Source organism: Azospirillum sp. TSO5 (genome assembly GCF_003116065.1).
GTDB lineage: Bacteria > Pseudomonadota > Alphaproteobacteria > Azospirillales > Azospirillaceae > Azospirillum.
Map to the genome: position 1 here is coordinate 1 of NZ_LGQY01000149.1, position 19567 is coordinate 19567.

Consider the following 19567-nt stretch of genomic DNA (forward strand, 5'->3'; position numbering starts at 1 on the left):
GCGGCGGCCGGGTTGCCGGCGATCCTGCTGCTGCTGATCGGCGCCATCGACGCGCAGGGCCTGCTGGTGGAGGGCAGCGCGCCGGGCGCGCGGCCAGCTCCACCACCGCGGCGGCCGACCGGGTCAGCGCGCTTGGCTTCGCCGACATGCTGCCGGTCCGCGACCTATCTACAGTTTATTCATTATGCTCCGACTCCATAATTTTCGCGCGCGCTGAAAGCGCCATAAGAACAAGCCCGATCACATAACATCCGCCGGAAATTATTATTAACGCCCATGATATGAGAGCATATAAGCCTCCTCTGCAGGCAAAAACCGGTATTTGGCCGTATATTACGCATCCGGCCTCCGCCGCGATAAAACACATAGAAGCGCCACTTACAATCAATGCCACGATGAAGAACACCCATGCCGCGACCATCATGCGCTTTACGCGCAATATCGCTTTATGAATGTCAATGATTTTTTCGGAGAATGTAATAGAAAGCACGAGTGTTGCAGATACAAGAGTTATAAAAGATTTTAAGAGATCTTTTGTCTCGCCGTAGTCATACTTAAAGAATGCTTCACGCCAATCCACTAGCTCCTCCATTCCTGCACGTAGGATGCACCATCAAATGCCGGGACTAAACACCGGCGCAGTCCCGCCGATTGGGGCCGAGTGTAGCGTTCATCAAGTGCCGCTCGATCTCCTCAAGTCGAGAGCGCACCTCCTTGGTGCTGACCTACCTGCCCTTCGACGTGATGCCGCGCCTCACGGCTGGAATAGGACGCGGCTCTAGCTCTTCATGGACAGTCCCGTCCTGGTTGACAAACCAGACACCGTCACCCAAGAAGTCCAAGCGTCGACTGCACCAACCGAACATCATTCTGTACGTCGGCGTATCAGGGACCGCGATGCCGAGATAGTCCGGCTGGATTTTTCGTCCATGCAGGTAGACTGCCTTTTCGCCACCTTCGAGTTGCGGAAGCTGCGCAACAGCGGCATCCCAACTCTGCTGCATACGCAAGCGATCAAACGCCTGACCATACTTTGCAGAAGTTGGTTTCTGCGAACCACCACCCTTTGCTTCGATGACCAAGTAGCCTCCTTGCCACTCAACGATAATGTCGGCGCCGGACCGGCCATTAGTCAACAGCTGTAGTATTTTTCCGCCTTTGCGCTCAAGATAACTGGCGACGAAGAATGAGACTTCGTCCTCTACTAAGAACGCTCTAGCTTCGCGAGGCGGTAGCGGCACTGTGAATGCCTCCCTTTCTAGACGCTATGCGGCGATGCCGCGCCGACGGTTGTGAGCAGCCAGGCCGTCTTGGAGGACGAGTGACACCAGTTGCAGCAGATTCGGCAGATCGGCATGTGGCGTGTCGGCCGAGGGTATGAGGGGCAACACCGCCCCGGCCAGATCAGCGGCGGCACCGAGCGGATCGCCGTTCGCCTGGATTACAGCGGCGGCAGCCTTGCGCCCTTCCCGGCCGAGTGCTGCGGTGTCGGGATAGGTTTGTCCAGCAAACTCAATCATATTAGATGCTCCTAATCTGGATCTCTGCAATTCGCCAAGATCGGGTCATCCGGGGCGACACCGTTCGCCTCGGCCATCGCGCGGTAGCTGCTGTAGAGCGGCACATCGCTGGACACCTCATCCAGGTCCAGTCGGCCTCGCATCAAGTCTAGGCGGACGCCCACATTGTGGGTCGCGCCGCGCAGGATGAAGCCTGCGCAGGTTTCAGGTTTTTTGGCCCCGCTCATGTGGCAGCCGAAACGGTGATCGCTCATATCGTAGGCCGTCTCGGCAGAATGGCGGAAAGCTTGGGCCGGGAACCGGCCTGTCGGCTGGTCCATGCGCCATGGACAGTGCGGGCACGGCTTGCGGCGGTAGGAGCGGCCGTCGCAGCCGGAAAGGGTCACGACCTGGTGCTCGTTGTCGGCCGGACGGGCGCGGATCACTTCAACCAATGGAGCGCTCCTTTTCCGAAGTGTCAGTCTTCGTTGGGCATTGAGCGCAGATCGTCGCCCTCGACCAGCGCGGCGAGGGTCACCGCAACTTTGTTCGCCTCCGGGATGCTCGACGCATCCACACCCTTGCCATACCCAACCGTGCCCAGCACGACGACATGATTGCCTTCCTCAACGAAGACGCTTTCCGTCAAGCCGGCTCGGTTCCCTAACTTCCCAACACGCAGTTCCATGTCTTTGTCCTCCCTTTCACGACAGCCCAGAAGGGAGCATGCCCATGCCAGACAGGTAGAAGTACAGAAACATCCAAGAAAGCAGAGTGATCGCAACGAAAAACTTCACGCTCATTTCATCCTCACTTTCTGGAGATGGTGTCGATTTTGACCGCGGCACCGGCCGGCTCGGTCATGTCCACCGGAAGCAGCCGATGGCGCGGAGCACCGATCCGGCCAGGCCGACCGGTGTCGACGATCCGGACACGATCCTCCATGCCCTGGATACCCTGCCGGAGCTTGTAGAGGGCATCTGTGTCAAACTCCTCATCCGTCATGACTGCGCTCCATTCCTAGATGCTGGCGGTCTGGGTTGCGCCCAGTACCAGTTCATCGGGAAGCATCTCGATAGCGTCAGCAGTCATCTCCTGGGAAGCGCGTCGCCGTGCCGCCTGAAGGCGCTCGCGAAGCTCCATAGGGATCTCGGCGAGCAGGAACTCGATCCCGTCCGGAACGCGCCCGTTGACCTTCTCGCGCCGGCACGTATCGAGCATGTCCGCCTCGGTCAGTACCAGGAGACGGACACGAACGTCGGCGGCCATGCTCAGGAAGAGCAGATCGGAGCGGATCTTTAGCAGTTTACCAACCGCGGCTTTTCCGCCGGCAGTCCGGCTGCCGCTAGTCGAGATGCAGGCGACGGTCTGGCCGCTCTGGTTGACCGCATCGAAATCAAATACGCCACCAGTCACGAGCTTCATGCGCTCGCGGCTGAACGGCTCGCTGAAGCGAGCGGCCAGCCAGTTCCTGCGGACCCAATCCTCCACTTCAAGTTGGATGCGGGTATCGGCCACGTTCACGCTCCTTTGATAGACTTTTCCAATTTTAGGAACCCGGCGCAATAAGCAGCGCAACACCCATCAATAAAGCGGATAGCCCGGCGAATGCCGCTCCACCTTGGTTTAGTCGGGCCACCCGTTGGGCATGGGTGAAATAAGGGTCGTCGTTCGCAGCACCACTAAGCGCTCCGAATGGCGGGTCGGGCGCTTTACCGCTGGCCGACAAAAACCAGAACAATGCTGCGACAAAAGCACTGCCGGCTGACATGAAGTTTAGAACCTGAATAATCGCCACCTGAATTCACTCCTATTTCCTACGACTCACTCGCCGGTGATGTATGCTGCGAACACGTCATCAAATTGATCGTGTAGCCGATATACGGTAGCAATAGACCGACGCTAACCCCGATGCAGACCCATGTCGAAACGGTGGCCCCGTAATGATGACCGAACAGCGCAAATACGCATGATACGGTCGGCGTCGCGGTCATCGATGCGATTAGCATTAGGCAATATGGGCGGGTAGGATGAAACCAGTTCACGATCTACCTTCTATTTCTGGCAGCCTATCGCAACGTCTATTACAAGGAATGAGCGAGAATGAATCTTGCCAAACTCAATAATCCCTCACGCGTATTTGAGTTGGCAAGAGCGAGCTTCGCGTCATCGGTCAACGGCGAAGGATGAATTGTCCATGTGTTCGCAAGCGGGTGGCCCGTTAACGCGCCCATAACCGTGACCATAAGACGCGAAATGTGACCATTACCGTTGGCGTACGGATGAATTTGGTTAAACTCAAGCCACCTAGCGACAATAGCAGCGTAGGTAGTGTTCTTATCCCTACCCGTTTGGAGCGTACTAATTTTCGCTGCATATGCATTCATCTTCCCGTCCACCTCCAGCGGATGGGCAGTCACCACCGGAGGCTGTTCGGAGCCATTTATGACTAGGTTTATAGCTGGCCAGTAATGTTCAATAGATGAGTTAGCTGTTCCCCTGTAAGTTCCGGCATACTCTGCCCGGCCGAGCGGAGTTAAGCCGTCATAAAGCTCAGCATGCACAGGCCGAGTGTCTGCAAGAAAAGCTCGCTTATCAGCATCGCTTGCGGCCAAGAGCCTCGCTTCGATAGCAGCGCAGCGCAATGGCATCAAATAATTGTAATCAGGATGCTTTTCCGGCTCCCAATTCTCGCTGTCATCCGCCCAGGGGCTATGATTGCTCACATCGCCCGCTAGACCGGATACGTCGGGTGCCACGCTATCTTTTTGCTCTGCCATTTTGCGCCGCTTGGCTTCGCCCATCACTGCGCACTCCTCCTTAAATAGACGCCAGCAGCGCTTCGCCGGCCGGCGTTAGGTCGATGATGTTCCCGCGGCTTCCGGACGCGCTATCCGGCCGCTCGACGATGATGCCCTCGCGCAGCAGGACCTGTGCGGTCGCCTTGTTGATCCAGTCAATGCGAGGCTCGCCGGCAGGCCAGTCTCGCTTCGCCGCCTTCCGAATGGCCGCGATCTGTGACTGCGTCGGTCGGAACTTCGGTTGCTCGGACGAAGCAGCTTCGCGCATGACCTCTTGGTGCATGGTTCGCACAGCGGGGCTCCTATTTTGTAGACCGCTCACGCCGCCGACGCGGCATGAGCCTGTTCCCAAACGCGTTTTTCAGGGCTCCCGCGCTGACGCCGTATTTCTCGGCGACCTGTTCACGGGACAGCGCCCGATTGGTCAGCCAATCCTGACGGGCTGCCTCCTGCTTCTCCGGTGGGAGCGCCTGCACTGCTGGCCGACGGCCGACCTTGACGGCGCCGCCCTCGACCAGCTTTGACAGCACCTTCCGGGCTTCATCCGGCCGCGACCGCATCAGCGCCTTGGCCGCCGCCGCAATCTCCGCTTTGACGATCTCCCGGCCGGTCTCCACGTCGATGGTCAAGTCCCGCTCGCGAGCATACACCGAGGCGCCGGCGGCCAGCACCTGCCAGACCGTAGCACCAATGTCCTGCTCGGATCGGCCAATGACGCTCAGGCTGGCGACCACCAGCCGGACACCACTCCGGAGATCGGCCAAGACTGCCTCACGCTCGACGAGGTCCGAGGGGCGCCGTCGCGTGGCTTGTCGCCCGCCCGCCGGCATACGGTCGATATAGACATAGCGTTCCAGCACGCCGGCCGCCTTGAGGGCGGCGAGTTGATCGCCCACGCTCGGCAGGCCGCGGCCCTGCCGAATGTAGCCCCTATCCCGACCTCGTGCGGCTTCCATTTTCTCGTACATCAATCAGAACGCGCTTGAATTGTCGCACAGAATGATGCACGATACAAGCATGCACACGGCGCGATGCGCCAGACCGGGAGGCGGCTCCGCCGACTCCTTTGGTCAAGCAGCTCCCCCAGAAGCGAGAATACAATGAGTAAGATCGAGATCACAGCTGGCCGCAGCTACGTCAACAAGTCGGGACGCACGGAGCGTCTGGTTGTTGAGGTCGGCCACCACGTCCCGGTCCAATGGCTCGGAAGTCCGGAAACAGAGCCCAGGGGCGAGCCGGCGGTGCTTTATCGCCAAGTCAGGAACGGAAAGACCGTATACAAGGAGCCGGGCGAGTATTCGATGTATCTCTCGGCGTTCAGGAACTGGGCTGCACGCGAAGCCTGACCCATCCACCAGCGGCCACAAACTAGGACACCATCTATGAGCAAGCACGACAGCAACGATTTCACCACCGGCTACAAGTCGTTTGCCGCATACTTGGTGACCCGGGGATGGGTGCCGGCTGAACACGCCGACGCCGTGGTGAGTGCTGCCGCCGCGTTCGAGAGTGCACAGCGTGCCGTCGGACGAGATGCCGCCAAGTCGGCCATGATCAAGGCCGTCGAGAAGATCCGCTGAGCCCCCACACCCCCCCATGGGTGTGCGCTCGTCGCTCGGTCTTTGGCGCCAAGCCCCTCCCCTGATCCAGGAGCCCCCGTCGCCAAGAGGCTGTCCGACATGGCCATTACCGACAACGATCTGATCGCTCTTTCTTCCTTGTCTGAGGTGGACCGCAGGCGGGTACGCGACATGCCGCGGGGGATCGGACCTGCCGCGCTGCTCCGCCTCGAACGGCTCTTGCTGGTAAAGCGGGAGGGGGCTCGGTTCAGCGACTGTTACATGCGCACAGCCGCCGGTACCGGGGTGCTGCGCAACAACGCCGGTCGGCTGGAGCAGCTAAGGCTATTGGGCAAGTTGGACATCGTGCAGCTCGTTGAGATTGCGACGATCACCAGCGCTGTCTCGCAGGGCTGAGCAGCCAGGACGGATTGCCCGATGTTAATGAACACACTACACGATCATTGACCCAAGCCAGCCCCGCTCCTATAGTAGTGAGATCACTACAAGGAAGCTGAGATGCATCGCACCGTATCTGCAGCCGACGCCAATCGGCAATTCTCTGAGATCCTCGGACAGGCCACCAGTGGACACACCGTGATCATCACCAAGCGCGGGCAGCCGGTGGCGCAGTTGGCGCCCTATGATCGATCTGCCGCCAAAACCGATGGCGGCTCGGCTTGGAACCGTCTGTTCCAGACGCTGGAAGATGGCGTGGACCTCGGGGGCGAGCGGTTTGACCGTGACGCCCTTTATGACCGGTAACAGCAATGCGCTTCACGCTCGACACGAACATCCTGGTTTATGCGGTCGACCGGGCCGCGGGGAAGCGGCACCACCAGGCAGTTGCCCTGATCCACCGTCTCCCCGGCCGGGACTGCGTGCTGACGCTCCAATCTCTTGCGGAACTCTTCCGCACCCTCACGAGCGCTAAGCAGGGCATCGCGCCGGAGCGAGCGACAGACATTATCCAGCAGTGGCGCGACATCTTGCCGGTAGTGGCGGCGGACGACGCGTGCCTCACCGATGCAATGGACGCAGTCACCCATCACGGTTGGTCGTTCTGGGATGCGATGATCTGGGCGACCGCCAAGCGTCACGGGTGCCGTCTCCTCCTTTCGGAAGATGGTCAGGCCGGTCGTACGCTGGGTGGGGTCACCATCATCAATCCGTTTGCCGACGGCCCGCAGCTTCTTCTTGATGAGGCGCTTGGGGTGAACTGAACGCGCTCTGCCGAATAACGGTGAACGCCAGTTGCCGAGGCTAGCACATAGCACGCGTCTCTTCCTCGCCCGGCTCGGCGCCACCCGCAAGTACCTTTTGCCGTCAGGCTCAGACGGCGGCGGTCATGGGGCGATGGGCTGACGAACCCTAGCGCCGGGTCCGCTGCTTTCCCATGTCTTGCGTCTTGCTCCGAGCCAAATGATCGGCCTCAAGCTTGGCCAACTGCTCCGCCACCATCCGCTCATGCTCATGGAACAGGATCAGAGCGTCCTTTCCGGCGTCTGTGCGGCGCCATCGGGTAGTGCAGCCGCCAATACCGTCCCGTTCGACGGGCTCGACATAGCCCCTCAGGTGAGCGACCCGCAGCAGCTCGTAGTCGGTGCTGCACCATCCCTGCCGCCGGCCGATGAACCGCGCCATGTCGGCAGACGGGGGCAAGCCAAGATCAGCGAACAGCCGGTGCCCGTCGTTGGTCACGGCCGCCAGGCTTAGCTTGATAGTCAAGGCGCCGATGCCGGCGGGAATGCCGGTTGTCCAGGCATGGATGAGCCCGCGCGCCAGCAGGCGCTTTTCCGGTGCAGACGCCGTGAAGCCGGCGGCGGGCATCCCGTCTACTCCGCCGGCGTCGATCCGCATCAGCTGGGCGATCTGGGGGGAGTCAGCTTGGTCATCGAACGGTACCGCATCGGGACGTCAGCACGTCGTTGAACCTTCCCATTTCACGCCGCGAGCTTGGTGCCGAAACTGGCAGAGTCAATCCGAAGTCCATGATGGACGAGGGCTTGCTCCAGCTCCCCCTTTACCGCGGTCGGCTCGGCATCTGCGTGCCAGACGCTGATGCGGCCCAGCACGCGTTCACGACAGTCCGGCGTGGCCTCGATCAGGCTGGACACTACGCGGAGGCGACCGGCATGGATCACGGCTCGGCTTGCGTCCCGAAGGATCGGTAGCGCTCGATCGACGTCGTGTGCGGCATGCGCAGGGTCGGTGATCGACAGGTGCGGTAGCGGACGACCGCCATGCATGCACCAGCGCCAACCATGATAATCCGACGCCCGTTCGTAGACGGCGCGGCACGGTGCAATCCAGCGTGTCCGCGCGTCGCCAGTTCCGTCCCGGAACCAGATCAACCATGAGTAGGAGGTTGCGCTGCTCCTCTTGGAATCCAGCCGACCCGCGAACATCGGGACGCGCTCGGCGTGAACGGCAATGATGTCAGGCGGACACTGGCTGAACAGCCGCTCGTAACGGCCCTGCCCTTCCAGGAATGCAGTTCGGACGATCACCGCCACGCCGCGGCGGGCGAAGCGGCGGGCGTGGTGTATGAAGGCTTCACCCAAGGTGAAAGGCGGGTTCGTAATGACCCAATCCGGAGCTTCCGCTTCACCGGGCGTCCAGGTCAAAAAGTCGCGAATGCTGATCGGCTGCTCGTAGATGTTCCTGGTTCCGTAATCCGCCACATCTGCGACACGCACATGCGGAGTGAACTCAAGCAGCGTGCGGGCGATATCGCCTGCACCAGCCGCTGGCTCACAGACGACGCTTCCGGATAGCGCGTCGACACCAAGGATTTGGTGCACCAGCGCCCGAACCGCCCACGGCTGAGTGGGGAGAAAGTCCAGCGCCTCGGGAGCTGACCGGCGCCGCTCACGAACAGCTGTGTTGTAGGGCAGGCTGATCGGCACGGGGGGTTGGCCCCTTCATGAATGAGGTTAAACCAGCCAGACACCATCGCTATTGCAGCTCTGGTGAACCGGCAAGGCATCGCGTAGCCGGTCAAGGAGCCCGGGCTATTCCGCGCCGTCCCGGAGACCCAGACAGCCGCCGCGGTTGTGGCGTCCCGAGCCAACGACATCTTCGATGCACATTTTGCGGACTGCCAGGGTCGCCGCTCAGCTCCCTCCTGCACCGCTTCGCCGGTTCGACCGGCGGTGTCCGGCGTCGCGGTACAACGCCAGGAGGGAACGCGGCTTGCAGCTGTGTTTGGCTACTCAGCCGCAGTGGCAACGGCAGGAGCACGGCTAAACGTCCCGTGCATCATCGCCACGCGCAGGCCGGGCGCGGCGTTCAGCGCGTCTGTGATTTGCTGGCGCAACTGCCCTGTCGGATCGATCTGCTTCATGACCGAGCAGAACTGGAAGATCTCGAGATTCCCAAACGACACGCCGCCATCCCAGCCCTTCGTATGGCCGACGAAATCGGGAATATCCAGAGAAACGCGGTCATTCGTGACGGGAGTGCTCATGGCAGTTGCTTCTCCGAAGATATGGCGGTTCTGATGTCGTGGGTGGGCGTTGGTCAGGGCGTCGGGACGTAGTCGTAGCCGGTCGCTCCGTTCACTCGCTGTTCGTCGCGGCGCTTGATGGCCTCCCACCGGGCACGGTTCTCCTGCGACTCCTCGATCCTGGCCCGGAGTTGTGCCGAACGTTGCATCGCTGAGCGCTGCGCCTCCTGCTGGAGCGCCGTTGTCCGGGAGCCCTTATATCCGGCCAGCAGGGACTCATCGGCCGCAGAGCCGTTCGTACAGAAGAATGTCGCCGAACCCACCCTCTGGATTTGCTCACGTACGACTCGGCTACTTTCGTCCACCTGACCGGCGGTCATTTCCAGAAGAGTGGCCTGTCTGCCCTGCTTCTGCTTTTCGCAGAACCTCGTGCCGGCCTGATTGATCTCCTCCTGGGTAACGTAGCGCGGATCGTAGCTGATGTTGAGGGTGTCAAACCTGGCGTCTCGGCCCGTTGTCACCGTCGGCTTTCCATCGACAAGGGGCTGCTTGAAATGATTCTCAAGGCCAGTGCTCGAGAGCAGCTGTCGTTGGGCATCGCGTGCCTGCTGCCATCCGTCCGTTGGACGAGGTCGAGAAGTCGTTGTGCAGGCGGCCAGCGAAACAGCAACCGTGGCGACGGCGATAGATCGCAGGGCGGCGGCGGGCAGTCTGTTCACGGTCGGGTACTCCAACGTGCGATGGCATCTGGTTAGCCGAATTTCAGCATTGCCCGCGACCTTGAAAGACGGCGATTTCCGCCGCCTTTCGCTGGTGTGGCTGTGCCGTTCGACCTTCGATAGTTGTACCTCAGGCGGCTAAGAAGGCGAAGAGGTCGCCTTGCCCGATCGACATGTTGGCTTGCCGCCGTTGCGCCGGCACCACCTTCGCCGGGATCAGGGTGGCAGCCTTCAGCCGATTGTGCTCACCATCGGAAATCGAGCGGGTGAGCAACTCCGCGGCCGACGTGCCTGGGCCGAGGCCTGCGTCAGTAAGACGCTGGGCGTGGTCAACCGTGTTCGCCAGTTCCTGCAGCCGTCCGGCGGCGAGTGCAATGGTGCCGAAGCGTAGGTAGAACTGTACCGCCACCGTCGGCCCGAAGCGTCCGTTGTGGTAGACGTCGAGCAGGCGGTCAGCCTCGAAATCGAAAATCATACGAGCGGATTCGGCGTCAACCGAGAAGGTCTCCTCCTCCTGGTGTTCGACGCACGTTTGCGCGGTGACCGCAGGCACATCCCGGCCAGGGCGCTCATAGTAGAACGTGGTCAGCGGGTCGTAGAGCGGGTGCAACATCCGTTCATTCGTGGGAAGCGCAACCCAGCGCGCCTCCGGCATACGCAGATCGCGCCGGTTCGGCTGAACCTCGATCTTGGGGATCTCAAAGCGAACACCCCGCTTGGTCACGTCGCGCCAGATGTGCAGGGCCTCAAAGGGGACGGAGGCGCCGTAGCGTGCCCACATGAAGTCGATTGCCAGCACCTGCTCAGGGCTTACGAGTTGGAACTGCGGCTTTGCCATACGCGTCGCCCAGGCGATGTCAGGCGTCCCAGCGGCTGCCATCGCGCGCATATAGGGGTCGGACCACGACACGGCTTCACCGGCGTAATAGGCCCAGAGGTCCTCGTCCAAAGCGGCGGCCCGCTCCCTCTCGCGGGCGTCGATCGTCAGGCAGATACCCAGCAACTCCTGGACCATGGCTGGGGAGTAAACGTCGGCTTGGATCCGGACGTGCCCGGTAACCGGGTCCGTGGTTCTGGCCGTCCAACGCCGACGATCGAGATCGTACTGGGTCGCCACGAGGAAGTCGCGCAGGTCATTGAGCGGCTTCATCCAGGCATACTTCGGGTCCCGAAGCATGATGGTCATGCTCTTGTCGCTGCTGCCCGATACGGTGCAAAGCGCGCAGCCAAATCGGCTTCCACAGGCGGAGGCGGCAGACTTACCGGATGAGACCACTGGGCATTCGCCGGTGGCCGCGCGATAGAGGTCACGGGTCTGGTCGAAGTTCGGTGCATAGGCTTCCAGCGCCCGCCCGTCCCCAGCCAGGGCAAGGCATTCCCATACCTCATCCGTATCGAAGTCGGCGATCAGTGGCAGCGTCCGTTGACCGTCCCCGGCAACGGTAATGACGCGGGCCGCGTCGCCCCTGCGACCCATCCGATCGGCTCGGCTGGTGGACTCTGAAAAGCGGGTGCCCAAGAGGGTCACCACGCTCTCTCGGTCCAGGGACGCGGCAAGCTCGGAGATGCGGAAGAAATCGCCCGGCTTCGCAGTCCGAAGCATCGCCTCGTATTCCGCTTTCAGCTCAGGCACCAGCTTGCGCAGTTCGCGCATGTTCGCGCGGGCTTTTAGCTCGACGCTGCAGTCTCGGCTTGCCGAATTCGAAAACGTGGGAACCTTGCGCATGCCGATCACGGCAGTCATCCACGACGAGGCCAGGGTGGGACGCCCAACGCGTATCCGCAGAGGGATCGCGTGTCGACGAGCGTAGCGTTCCAGCAAGGAAATCTGGCTCTGGACGTGCTGATGAATGACAGGGTTCTCAATGCCGGTGTCTGCGGTCTGCACGGTCAACGGGTGGCGCAGCGGGTTCTCGCGTACCGCATCATGGTGGGCCAGCAGCGCGATGGTGAGCATTGCCGTGCTGTCCTTCCCGAAGCTGACCGCAACGGCGAGAGGGACATCCTTTTCGATGAGATCGCGCACTGCATGATAAGCTGCGGCGATCTTCTCGACGGTCTCAGAAGAGAACTTGGCATCCAGCAGCTGGTCTGTTGAGAAAAGCGCAGTCATGGCGGCGGCATCGGTCAGTGATTTGATTCAGCGATCATACCATATCGTACAGAGAGCACAACAGCGAAAACATGCATCCGGGCCATAACGGATAATTACAATCAACCATTAATCTCTCGGATATAACCATTGTCACGGCCTGACAATGAGGGCGCGTGATGCGCACCTTGATTGCCTCGACACAGCCGGAAATTCCGCCGACCACGTTCCGATGCGAGTTCATGACCGAGATGGATCATCTCTCGCCCATCAAAGCCTATGCGGCCCTGGTGTGGTTGGTGACGATCGCCGCGCCAGCCGTCGGCTTCAGAACATGGACAGCTGACCACGCTTGTCGACCGTCCAAACCGGCGCCGCATTGGCGGCGACCAGCTCTGCAGGTGCGACGCGGGAGTCCGGTTCACAGTGCTGCTCATCGATGTCCTCGACCGCCTGCGGAGCGGATGCGCCACACACCTCAACCGCGTCGCTACTGGTTCCTGCCTTCTCGGAGCCGTCCCGACCCAGCAACTTCAACAGCACGGTCGGAGGCAGCATCGAGAAGCCGGGGCCGCGAGGAAGCGCATCGACGAAGGCGCCCCAGGCGGCGATGTCGATGGCCCTTCCACGCTGGCACAGGCGGGCAAGTAGGCGGCAAGTCAAAGCACAAAGGCGGTGGTAAGCCTGCGCGCGTTCGACCAGAAACTCGGGGGTCCAGTGCGAACCGGGGTCGAGCGGCTTGGCATGGCCCATCACTATGAAGAGAGCCAAAGCCTCGGTTGTGGTTGCGATCTCCCGCAACAGCTTGTCCTGGTCCGACGGCGGCGCGAGGTAGGCTTGGTTGACGGCAGCGGAGATCGCGCCCTCTAACATGATGAAATCCGAAAACCGCTGGTCCGGGGTGCGTCCTTTCGGCGATCCCGCCTTTGCTTCCCGAAGCCGCCGGAGCGCCGAAGCACGCTGCTTGTCCGCCTCCTTGGCGATTTCCTCCAGCGCAGTGGGTGAGGGAAGCGGCTGGCAATAGTGCGACCGGTAGCCAGTCGATGAGACCGGGCAATAGCCGAAGCGGACGGCGTGCAGTGCTTGGTCAGCAACACGCAGTGGCACGCCACGAACCTGGATGACGGTTGCGGGTAATTTTTCCCCGGCGGTGGGAGATGCGGTCTTAGAAGCGAGCTGAGAGGAAGCGGCCATCTTTCTTGCCTCTTTGTGTTGGAACCCAGCCTTATCGGCCCGTGCGGCGTGGGTACAAATTACCCTTGCCAGAGGAAGGAGGCAAGAGCTATATGGGAGCAGTCGGGTACAAATTACCCGCTCCGCCCATAGTGCTGAGGTCATGTCCATGGCGATGTCCGTTCACCCCCGCCCCATTTCCGTTCCGCACATGCCAGCTCGTTCCCGCGCGCGCCGCCGTAATGAGGCGCGTCGCTCAATGGGACGGGCGGAGAGTCCTGCGGCGCAGTTTTCGTTGTCCTTGAAGTCGACTGCGGACGATGAGCTGGACGTTGACCTGTTTGCCGGTGGCGGCGGCGCATCGGAGGGAATGGAGCAGGCCCTTGGCAAGCCCGTCGATCTAGCGGTGAATCATGATGCCGCTGCAATCGCCATGCACGAAGTCAATCATCCTCGTACCGAACATTTTCATAGCGATGTGTTTGAGGTCGATCCCGTAATCGCATGTAGAGGCCGCAGCATACGAAATCTCTGGGCATCGCCGGACTGTCGTCATTGGTCAAGAGCGTCAGGTAAGGCGCTGAGAAGTCCAAAAATCAGGGGATTGATGTGGGTTGTTATTAGATGGGCGCGTCTCCCGGATTGGCAACGCCCGAAAGTTATTTACGTCGAGAATGTTCCAGAGATGCTGACCGCAGGCCCCACCGAGGACGAGCCGATCCTCTATCCATTCCCTGACGGCTCCGGGGTTCCACCGGACAGCCAAAGCGCGCCGGCTGAAGCACTGAAAGGGCTCTACTTCCGACAATGGCGGAAGGAGTTGGAGCGGCTCGGGTACCATCTGGAGTTCCGCTGCCTGGCGGCCCATCACTTTGGTGTCCCGACCATTAGAACCCGCCTGTTTATCGTCGCACGCCGCGATGGCGTCCCAGTCGCCTGGCCGACGCCGACCCATGGCGACCCACGTTCTGACGAGGTTCGCACGGGCTTGTTGAAGCCCTACACCCCGGTGTCCACCTGCATTGACTTCTCCTTGCCCTCCAAGAGCATCTTCGGTCGGACGAAGCCGCTCGCGCCCGCCACCTTGGACCGCTTGGCCCATGGTGCGCACCGCTTCATGATCGCATCGTCGATGCGCGACGGTTACGAGCCGTTCGTCGCCACGCTCAACCATGCAGGCAAGGGGTTCCGGGGCTTCGCTTCGACCCAGCCGGCCAAGACCATCACCGCCGCCCGCGACGCCCATGGGCTTGTGCTTGCGGCCACAACGCAGATCACCCAGCGCGGCAGCCGGTCCATCAAGGTTCGGGATCCACGCGTGCCGCACCCGACGATCGTCACCAAGAACGAAAGTGCTCTTCTCACCAGCCACGCGCACCCCCTGTCGGGCGCAGACACTGGCAGCGTCGCCTATCTGGCCCAGCACAACACGGGCGAGATTGGGCACAGCTTGCTGGACCCCGCCTCCACCATCACCACAACGGGCAGCCACCAGCAGCCGGTTACCGCGACCATCCACAAGCTCCACACCCCGAGTGTCGGACAGGGGCTGGAGGGCGCTCACCTTGTGGTGCTCAAGGGTACGTGCAAGGACGGCCGGGCCCTTGATAGATCGGCTCCGGCTGTTCTGGCGTCCGGAATGCACCAGGGCCTCGTCCAGACCAGAATGGAGCCAGTTGGTAGGGCCTTAGACGCTGTGAGCGTTACCTTCGAGGACGCTCTCCTGACTGCTTTCGCCAAGCGACTGCATGAGCAAATTCGGGCCGTGCGGCGGTTCCTGGCGCGCGTCGATTGGAAGAGCACGCGCGGCCTGCGCAAACTACCGCCGGCGGAGCCGGACGCCTTCTTGACCGCGCTCGCTGCCCAACTTGGCTATGTAGGCCCGGCGACCGAACTGCCGCACCTTTTGGGCCTCTGCCGCGTGAAGGGCGAGTGGTTCCAGATCGTCGACTTGTCGATGAGGATGCTGGTTCCGCAAGAACTGAAGCTCATCCAGGGCTTCCCCCCGGAGTACGTCATTGATCGCACTTCCGACGGTCGCAGTCTGACCCAGGAACAGCAGATCGCCCGGATCGGCAACAGCGTGTGCCCGGAGATGGCCCGAGTGCTGGTAGCGGCAAACTCGCCGCCGCGCCGCCGGCTGCAGATCGCCGCCTAAAGAACGCTGTGCGCTACCACCACCTCCCTCACCGTCGAACACGAACAAGGACCTGACCATGGACCGTAGCTCGCGCCCCGAAGTTCGAAATCCTGTTCTCGCCCTGCCGGCTGTTGCCAGGCTGCTCACGCTGCAGCCGGAACTCCGGCTTGCCCTCTCCGATGTCCTCCGCGACCTGTACCTGGACGCGAAGGTGCGCGCCGAGAAGTCTTGGACCAGAAAGAAAGGCCCTCTGGCCGTGTACTGGAGAGCTGTGGCGGTCTATGCGCTCCACATCAGCCGTGCGGTGCGGCCGACGAAAGCGGAACTGCGATCGCGCGTTGTCGATCTCAAAGCAGCGGCGTAAACCTGTTGCGCAGACCGGCGCGCAGCCGGGCAGATCGAGGATCAGGACGCTATGAGCAGCACGCCGCCGGATTCCCGCCCCGACGCCGGCCATGACTGGGGCGCCATGACGCCCGAGGCATTCAATGACTGGATGGACGCCATGGGCTTCGAAACGCGCGAGGAGGCCGCGGCGGCGCTGAGGTTGTCTGTCGAGTCCATCAAGCATTATCGCTCCGGCCGCCGCGGCGACGGCAAACCGGTCGTATACCCGCTCACTCTCGCGCTCGCGTGCACTGCGCTGTTCCACCGCCTTCCGCCGTGGACCGTCCGGCGCTGAGGGAATTCCTTGCGCCACGGTCTCAGTTTGACGGTGTGGCTTCGCGGAAGGACGGCCCCTCCCCACCGGGAGGGGTGATGAAGGGCCGTCTGGAGGCTCAGGGTGCGGACAGGAATGCCTGCACCGGCGCCTGGGTCTCCTGCAGCTCCCGCTCGCCCACGATCACCGCAGGTGTCGTGGTCGCCAGGTAATCGACCGTGAATGTCAGGTTGGGCCGGTCGTCACCCCGGTCCAGTTCGTCGCCGATCTCGTCGGCGATGAACCGGGACCCCTCCAGGGTATGCCCTTCATTCAGGGCATACTGGAGCACCTCAGTGACCCATGATGGAGCCTCGCCGGCAGCCAGCCGCCATCCGGTGAACCATTGGCCACCGACATTGACCAGCTTGGGCACGGCGATCATGGGGATCTTCGCCACCTGACCTTGGCGCGGACCGTCGATCCACGAGACGCGCAGCACCGGCTGCACGACATCGAGGATGCCCGACATCGAGCCATCCTCGCCGATCGGGCCGCTTTCGCCACCGTCCCAGCTCACATCGACGAGCCCGGACAGGATTGAGTCGCGCCAAACGTTATCCAGGTGAAAGTAGGTGAAGCCATCAGACGTGACGAAACGTCGGACGGTCTCTTGCGGGGTGCTCATCGAAGTTCTCCTCGGACGGGGAGCACGCCGGTTCCCATTGGGGAGGCATGGTCCCCATGGGTTTGTGGTGATGTGGGTCAGGCGGCTCTCGCAAGGCGAAGCAGCTTGCTGGTATCGGGTAGCTGGGGTCTGGGCTCCGGGACGTTCTCCCGAATGATCCGACGGAGCGCGTCCAGCGAGTGGGCATAGAGGGCGTCGACCACGGGGCACGAGCCTTTGCCACTCAGCTCGGGCATGCCGAGCGCAACCAGCTCCCGTATCGCGCGCAGAAAAGAGATCTTCTGGACGCGGTAAAGGAACACGATGGCGTACGCACGAGCACGGGGGCTTTCCTCATTCAGCATGGGATCCTCCATTGGCGGGCGCACGACACCCATCCCGGGGCGTGGTCGCCCCGGTGGGGTTAAGTGTCGCTGCCGGCGGAGGGCCGGTCAGCGCGTGCGATGTGGCGAACCTGAGGGACGCTCAGGCAGCCGCTTTGGCCGAAAGCCGTTGCGTGTGCAGCCGCAGGCGGCATCGTCCTCGGTCCAGCCAGGCCCGAGCGAACTCGGGGTCCAGCGTGAAGCCGCGGCGGCCGTCCATTGCGGAGCTTGTAACGGAAAAGCCAGTCCAGCTTGCGCAGGAGTGGTCGAAAAACGCCCAGGCTCCGTCAAGTTCAAGCTGCATCAAGTCTCCTGCTTCCGCGGTGCCGCCCGTACCGACCGGCAGGTCGGTTCGGATCAGGTCGGAGAACTTGGCCTCGTGCGTTCCGATCCGGAACAACACGTCGGCAGCCCGGTCCGTGGGCGACCGTTCCCATTCAACAATCTCTTGGATGTGAACAGAATGGCCGGCCCAGAAGCCGTGCGCCTCGAGCCACTTACGCGCCGGCATTTCGGCGCAGTAGGCGCGCATTGGGCCGCCGACCGCCTGGTAGTCGAAAACGACCAGCGAGGCGGGGATGCCCTTGAGCGTCAACTTCTTCATCGGGAGTCCTCCTTGGACGATGGGGACGGAGTGCGCCCCCACCGGGAGACGCACCCGGTCGGGTTGGTGTTGTGTGCCGCGCACGGAGCGCAGGCGTGAATCAGCGCCGATCAGCGAGCCGGCGGCGTCGCCGGGTACTCACGATAGGTCCGCTGGCCTCCCGCGGCCGAGAGCGACCGGTGGCGGAAGATGTGCTTCCAGGTGCCGTCGGGCTTCTGGGTGGTGCCGAGATACTGCCAGCTATGGCACCCGTCGGTGCTGAGACAGACCGGATCGCCGAACTCGGCGACCAGGGCCGCCCAGGCTTCGTCCCAGGGGGGAGTGCCGGGCTCGGCACAGAAGTTGGAAGCGTCCGCCACCACCTCCGCGACGGGCTCGGGCTGCTGCGGAGGGGCTTCCGGAACCTCGACGGCACCGGCCTCGTCGAACGTCGGAAGTTCGCTGTCCTCCTCGGCATCGCAGTCGAGGAGCACATAATCACATCCGAGTTGTCGGGCGCGATCCAGGATGTCGAGCAGGCACTGCGGCACGGTGTAGCTCGCCAGCGCATCGGGTTCCGACACGTAGACGAACCATCCGTAGGCGGTGGGATAGACGACCATCCCCTCGCCACCCTGTTCCAGATGATCCCTTCCCTCCGCGTCCAGGTGAGCAGTCGAGAGGTCAAGGAACTTGCGGACATGCCCCGGCGCCGGCAAGGACGATAGGGCAGAAAACGCATCCACGGCCTTCTGAATGGCCTGCATTGGCTGGGAGAGGTTTCCCTTCCCCCAAGCGCCGATCAGCGCCTCAGCAGCCGCCTGCAGCCCGGCATAGGCCGCCAGCTCGCGCTTGGCCTGGATGATCTCAGAACGGTTCGCAGCATCGTCAAAGCCGGGCGACGTTTCGGCCAAGGCAAAGACGGTGTCGAAGTGCTTGTTCATGGTCTGCTTCCTCGTTGTCGCGAATGGACGATGATGCGAGGAGGCAGTTCTCCCCTGGTGGGGAGGAGACCTCCCCGCAGGGTGTTTGTGTGTCGCGCCCGACTGCTGTCAGGTGAACTTTTCGACGAGGTAGAAAACGGCGATGATGGTGCCGATCGACCCCATTGTCTTGTAAAGTTGGTTGTTCATCGCCTTCATGATTTCAAGGCTACTGTTTCGGATCTCGGTGGTGAGCTCAGCTTTGACCAAGTCGATGCGAGCATTGAGCCGGAGCTCAACGGCATCGACCTTATGGTCGAGCTTGTCAACGCGGCCGTCGAGCTTGTCGATGCGGTCATCGAGCTTGTCGATGCTGGCGTCGAGCTTGTCGAAGCGGCCGTCGAGCTTGTCGATGCCGCCCTTCAGCTCGGTGACAGAAGCCTCCATACCGGACCTCTCCTGTTTGAGCTCCCTGAGAACGCCGCGCAGCGCCTTGGTGAACACCTCGGCATTCGGCGCGCCGCCAGCGCGAAGCTCTTCCTCGTACTCGAACAACCTGTCGACAGACATAGTAGCACAACTCCCTTACGGAAAGAGGAGGGTTGCCGGCCCAAAGGGCTGACCCTCCGGGGCTGTTCGAGGAGGCGGATTTCCCCTGTGTGGGGAGAATGCCTCCCCAGGGGATCATCGGCGACGAGTGTCGCCGGATGCCGTGGCACTGAGGCCGCGGCGTGAGCGCTGGTTGTTTCAAGACCCCAACTAGGTCCTCCAGCCGAAGCTGGACACTTTGCAAACGCTGCAGCATGCAAGCGGCGCTAAGTGAGCCCAATGTACCGGTCCGACGCTGAGTGCGATAGGGCTGCGAATTCCGACATCATCCGGCCACCCATTCCGATTTGATCCCGGCCACTGATTCCGACATCAAGTCGGCCACCCGTTC

At 62.0% G+C, this 19567-nt stretch carries 31 protein-coding genes; 9 read left to right on the forward strand and 22 right to left on the reverse strand.

From position 1 onward, the window contains the following. Positions 1-201: hypothetical protein (locus TSO5_RS33155; RefSeq protein WP_211099789.1), on the forward strand; the 201-nt coding region annotated here is incomplete at its 5' end. Here the strand turns inward: TSO5_RS33155 and TSO5_RS32460 are convergent. From TSO5_RS32460 to TSO5_RS30065, 11 genes are all read right to left on the reverse strand, one after another. Beyond that, on the reverse strand, positions 176-580 hold the full coding sequence (locus tag TSO5_RS32460) for a hypothetical protein (RefSeq protein WP_136705967.1): 405 nt from the start codon (positions 578-580) through the stop codon (positions 176-178). The genes TSO5_RS33155 and TSO5_RS32460 overlap by 26 nt on opposite strands. A gap of 145 nt (positions 581-725) precedes the next feature. Beyond that, positions 726-1082: a hypothetical protein gene (locus TSO5_RS30030; RefSeq protein ID WP_136705966.1), complete on the reverse strand. Its 357-nt coding sequence runs from the start codon at positions 1080-1082 to the stop codon at positions 726-728. Between the two features lie 183 nt (positions 1083-1265). Then, positions 1266-1520 (reverse strand): hypothetical protein, encoded by a 255-nt coding sequence (locus tag TSO5_RS30035; RefSeq protein WP_109155043.1) that lies wholly within the window; start codon positions 1518-1520, stop codon positions 1266-1268. A gap of 11 nt (positions 1521-1531) precedes the next feature. Beyond that, positions 1532-1945 carry a DUF6283 family protein gene (locus TSO5_RS30040; protein WP_246799136.1) on the reverse strand — a complete coding sequence of 138 codons (414 nt, stop codon included), beginning with the start codon at positions 1943-1945 and terminating at the stop codon, positions 1532-1534. A 32-nt stretch (positions 1946-1977) separates the two neighbouring features. Then, complete coding sequence (locus TSO5_RS32465) at positions 1978-2187, reverse strand: hypothetical protein (RefSeq protein ID WP_136705965.1); 210 nt, start codon at positions 2185-2187, stop codon at positions 1978-1980. Positions 2188-2309: 122 nt separating this feature from the next. Further along, positions 2310-2504 (reverse strand): hypothetical protein, encoded by a 195-nt coding sequence (locus TSO5_RS30045; protein WP_109155045.1) that lies wholly within the window; start codon positions 2502-2504, stop codon positions 2310-2312. 15 nt (positions 2505-2519) lie between these two features. After that, a complete protein-coding gene (locus TSO5_RS30050; RefSeq protein WP_136705964.1) occupies positions 2520-3017 on the reverse strand; it encodes a hypothetical protein in 498 nt (165 codons plus the stop codon). Positions 3018-3048: 31 nt separating this feature from the next. Beyond that, positions 3049-3297, reverse strand: a complete 249-nt coding sequence (locus TSO5_RS32470; protein WP_136705963.1) for a hypothetical protein — start codon at positions 3295-3297, stop codon at positions 3049-3051. Between the two features lie 286 nt (positions 3298-3583). Further along, entirely contained in the window at positions 3584-4303 is a 720-nt protein-coding gene (locus tag TSO5_RS30055; RefSeq protein WP_109155047.1) for a Fic family protein, read from the reverse strand. Between the two features lie 16 nt (positions 4304-4319). After that, positions 4320-4568: a hypothetical protein gene (locus TSO5_RS30060; RefSeq protein ID WP_136705962.1), complete on the reverse strand. Its 249-nt coding sequence runs from the start codon at positions 4566-4568 to the stop codon at positions 4320-4322. A 34-nt stretch (positions 4569-4602) separates the two neighbouring features. Continuing rightward, positions 4603-5268 (reverse strand): hypothetical protein, encoded by a 666-nt coding sequence (locus TSO5_RS30065; protein ID WP_109155049.1) that lies wholly within the window; start codon positions 5266-5268, stop codon positions 4603-4605. Between the two features lie 132 nt (positions 5269-5400). Here TSO5_RS30065 and TSO5_RS30070 point away from each other — a divergent pair, with 132 nt between their 5' ends. The 5 genes from TSO5_RS30070 (at position 5401) to TSO5_RS30090 (ending at position 7082) form a co-directional block, all read left to right on the forward strand. Beyond that, on the forward strand, positions 5401-5646 hold the full coding sequence (locus TSO5_RS30070) for a hypothetical protein (protein ID WP_109155050.1): 246 nt from the start codon (positions 5401-5403) through the stop codon (positions 5644-5646). A gap of 36 nt (positions 5647-5682) precedes the next feature. Further along, positions 5683-5880 carry a hypothetical protein gene (locus TSO5_RS30075; RefSeq protein ID WP_109155051.1) on the forward strand — a complete coding sequence of 66 codons (198 nt, stop codon included), beginning with the start codon at positions 5683-5685 and terminating at the stop codon, positions 5878-5880. Between the two features lie 99 nt (positions 5881-5979). Next, entirely contained in the window at positions 5980-6276 is a 297-nt protein-coding gene (locus TSO5_RS30080; protein ID WP_109155052.1) for a hypothetical protein, read from the forward strand. A gap of 102 nt (positions 6277-6378) precedes the next feature. Further along, positions 6379-6624: a type II toxin-antitoxin system prevent-host-death family antitoxin gene (locus TSO5_RS30085; protein ID WP_109155053.1), complete on the forward strand. Its 246-nt coding sequence runs from the start codon at positions 6379-6381 to the stop codon at positions 6622-6624. A 5-nt stretch (positions 6625-6629) separates the two neighbouring features. Then, complete coding sequence (locus tag TSO5_RS30090; protein WP_109155054.1) at positions 6630-7082, forward strand: PIN domain-containing protein; 453 nt, start codon at positions 6630-6632, stop codon at positions 7080-7082. Between the two features lie 148 nt (positions 7083-7230). Here TSO5_RS30090 and TSO5_RS30095 read toward each other — a convergent pair whose 3' ends face one another. The 6 genes from TSO5_RS30095 to TSO5_RS32475 all read right to left on the reverse strand — a co-directional run bounded on the left by TSO5_RS30095 (position 7231) and on the right by TSO5_RS32475 (position 13312). After that, entirely contained in the window at positions 7231-7689 is a 459-nt protein-coding gene (locus tag TSO5_RS30095) for a hypothetical protein (protein WP_136705960.1), read from the reverse strand. A gap of 113 nt (positions 7690-7802) precedes the next feature. Further along, the gene (locus TSO5_RS33100) at positions 7803-8768 is read right to left on the reverse strand and encodes a hypothetical protein (RefSeq protein ID WP_174757566.1); all 966 of its coding nucleotides are present in this window, start codon (positions 8766-8768) and stop codon (positions 7803-7805) included. A 302-nt stretch (positions 8769-9070) separates the two neighbouring features. Next, positions 9071-9328: a hypothetical protein gene (locus TSO5_RS30105; RefSeq protein WP_109155056.1), complete on the reverse strand. Its 258-nt coding sequence runs from the start codon at positions 9326-9328 to the stop codon at positions 9071-9073. Between the two features lie 53 nt (positions 9329-9381). After that, on the reverse strand, positions 9382-10026 hold the full coding sequence (locus TSO5_RS30110) for a hypothetical protein (RefSeq protein WP_136705959.1): 645 nt from the start codon (positions 10024-10026) through the stop codon (positions 9382-9384). 130 nt (positions 10027-10156) lie between these two features. Continuing rightward, entirely contained in the window at positions 10157-12139 is a 1983-nt protein-coding gene (locus tag TSO5_RS30115; RefSeq protein ID WP_109155058.1) for a hypothetical protein, read from the reverse strand. Positions 12140-12445: 306 nt separating this feature from the next. Next, entirely contained in the window at positions 12446-13312 is an 867-nt protein-coding gene (locus TSO5_RS32475) for a hypothetical protein (protein WP_136705958.1), read from the reverse strand. Between the two features lie 148 nt (positions 13313-13460). Here TSO5_RS32475 and TSO5_RS30125 point away from each other — a divergent pair, with 148 nt between their 5' ends. The 3 genes from TSO5_RS30125 to TSO5_RS30135 are packed head-to-tail and all read left to right on the forward strand — an operon-like array spanning position 13461 to position 16113. Continuing rightward, positions 13461-15449: a DNA cytosine methyltransferase gene (locus TSO5_RS30125; RefSeq protein ID WP_158282512.1), complete on the forward strand. Its 1989-nt coding sequence runs from the start codon at positions 13461-13463 to the stop codon at positions 15447-15449. 58 nt (positions 15450-15507) lie between these two features. Then, complete coding sequence (locus tag TSO5_RS30130) at positions 15508-15795, forward strand: hypothetical protein (RefSeq protein WP_109155061.1); 288 nt, start codon at positions 15508-15510, stop codon at positions 15793-15795. A gap of 51 nt (positions 15796-15846) precedes the next feature. Further along, on the forward strand, positions 15847-16113 hold the full coding sequence (locus TSO5_RS30135; protein ID WP_109155062.1) for an XRE family transcriptional regulator: 267 nt from the start codon (positions 15847-15849) through the stop codon (positions 16111-16113). Between the two features lie 97 nt (positions 16114-16210). On the opposite strand, the gene TSO5_RS30140 is transcribed toward TSO5_RS30135, so the two are convergent. From TSO5_RS30140 to TSO5_RS30160, 5 genes are all read right to left on the reverse strand, one after another. Further along, the gene (locus TSO5_RS30140; protein ID WP_109155063.1) at positions 16211-16759 is read right to left on the reverse strand and encodes a hypothetical protein; all 549 of its coding nucleotides are present in this window, start codon (positions 16757-16759) and stop codon (positions 16211-16213) included. A 77-nt stretch (positions 16760-16836) separates the two neighbouring features. Continuing rightward, positions 16837-17103, reverse strand: a complete 267-nt coding sequence (locus TSO5_RS30145; protein ID WP_136705957.1) for a hypothetical protein — start codon at positions 17101-17103, stop codon at positions 16837-16839. A gap of 121 nt (positions 17104-17224) precedes the next feature. After that, positions 17225-17725 (reverse strand): hypothetical protein, encoded by a 501-nt coding sequence (locus TSO5_RS30150; protein ID WP_109155065.1) that lies wholly within the window; start codon positions 17723-17725, stop codon positions 17225-17227. A gap of 110 nt (positions 17726-17835) precedes the next feature. After that, positions 17836-18648 (reverse strand): hypothetical protein, encoded by an 813-nt coding sequence (locus tag TSO5_RS30155; RefSeq protein ID WP_109155066.1) that lies wholly within the window; start codon positions 18646-18648, stop codon positions 17836-17838. Positions 18649-18756: 108 nt separating this feature from the next. Further along, a complete protein-coding gene (locus tag TSO5_RS30160; protein WP_109155067.1) occupies positions 18757-19197 on the reverse strand; it encodes a hypothetical protein in 441 nt (146 codons plus the stop codon). Positions 19198-19567: the final 370 nt, after the last annotated feature.

Excerpts from the sequence above, each read along its gene's own strand:
- TSO5_RS30035 (WP_109155043.1), bottom strand. The coding sequence starts at position 1,520 with ATGATTGAGTTTGCTGGACAAACCTATCCCGACACCGCAGCACTCGGC.
- TSO5_RS32465 (WP_136705965.1), bottom strand. The coding sequence starts at position 2,187 with ATGGAACTGCGTGTTGGGAAGTTAGGGAACCGAGCCGGCTTGACGGAA.
- TSO5_RS30045 (WP_109155045.1), bottom strand. The coding sequence starts at position 2,504 with ATGACGGATGAGGAGTTTGACACAGATGCCCTCTACAAGCTCCGGCAG.
- TSO5_RS30055 (WP_109155047.1), bottom strand. The coding sequence starts at position 4,303 with ATGGGCGAAGCCAAGCGGCGCAAAATGGCAGAGCAAAAAGATAGCGTG.
- TSO5_RS30060 (WP_136705962.1), bottom strand. The coding sequence starts at position 4,568 with ATGCGCGAAGCTGCTTCGTCCGAGCAACCGAAGTTCCGACCGACGCAG.
- TSO5_RS30065 (WP_109155049.1), bottom strand. The coding sequence starts at position 5,268 with ATGTACGAGAAAATGGAAGCCGCACGAGGTCGGGATAGGGGCTACATT.
- TSO5_RS30070 (WP_109155050.1), top strand. The coding sequence starts at position 5,401 with ATGAGTAAGATCGAGATCACAGCTGGCCGCAGCTACGTCAACAAGTCG.
- TSO5_RS30075 (WP_109155051.1), top strand. The coding sequence starts at position 5,683 with ATGAGCAAGCACGACAGCAACGATTTCACCACCGGCTACAAGTCGTTT.
- TSO5_RS30080 (WP_109155052.1), top strand. The coding sequence starts at position 5,980 with ATGGCCATTACCGACAACGATCTGATCGCTCTTTCTTCCTTGTCTGAG.
- TSO5_RS30085 (WP_109155053.1), top strand. The coding sequence starts at position 6,379 with ATGCATCGCACCGTATCTGCAGCCGACGCCAATCGGCAATTCTCTGAG.
- TSO5_RS30090 (WP_109155054.1), top strand. The coding sequence starts at position 6,630 with ATGCGCTTCACGCTCGACACGAACATCCTGGTTTATGCGGTCGACCGG.
- TSO5_RS30095 (WP_136705960.1), bottom strand. The coding sequence starts at position 7,689 with ATGCCCGCCGCCGGCTTCACGGCGTCTGCACCGGAAAAGCGCCTGCTG.
- TSO5_RS30105 (WP_109155056.1), bottom strand. The coding sequence starts at position 9,328 with ATGAGCACTCCCGTCACGAATGACCGCGTTTCTCTGGATATTCCCGAT.
- TSO5_RS30115 (WP_109155058.1), bottom strand. The coding sequence starts at position 12,139 with ATGACTGCGCTTTTCTCAACAGACCAGCTGCTGGATGCCAAGTTCTCT.
- TSO5_RS32475 (WP_136705958.1), bottom strand. The coding sequence starts at position 13,312 with ATGGCCGCTTCCTCTCAGCTCGCTTCTAAGACCGCATCTCCCACCGCC.
- TSO5_RS30125 (WP_158282512.1), top strand. The coding sequence starts at position 13,461 with ATGGCGATGTCCGTTCACCCCCGCCCCATTTCCGTTCCGCACATGCCA.
- TSO5_RS30130 (WP_109155061.1), top strand. The coding sequence starts at position 15,508 with ATGGACCGTAGCTCGCGCCCCGAAGTTCGAAATCCTGTTCTCGCCCTG.
- TSO5_RS30135 (WP_109155062.1), top strand. The coding sequence starts at position 15,847 with ATGAGCAGCACGCCGCCGGATTCCCGCCCCGACGCCGGCCATGACTGG.
- TSO5_RS30140 (WP_109155063.1), bottom strand. The coding sequence starts at position 16,759 with ATGAGCACCCCGCAAGAGACCGTCCGACGTTTCGTCACGTCTGATGGC.
- TSO5_RS30145 (WP_136705957.1), bottom strand. The coding sequence starts at position 17,103 with ATGCTGAATGAGGAAAGCCCCCGTGCTCGTGCGTACGCCATCGTGTTC.
- TSO5_RS30150 (WP_109155065.1), bottom strand. The coding sequence starts at position 17,725 with ATGAAGAAGTTGACGCTCAAGGGCATCCCCGCCTCGCTGGTCGTTTTC.
- TSO5_RS30155 (WP_109155066.1), bottom strand. The coding sequence starts at position 18,648 with ATGAACAAGCACTTCGACACCGTCTTTGCCTTGGCCGAAACGTCGCCC.
- TSO5_RS30160 (WP_109155067.1), bottom strand. The coding sequence starts at position 19,197 with ATGTCTGTCGACAGGTTGTTCGAGTACGAGGAAGAGCTTCGCGCTGGC.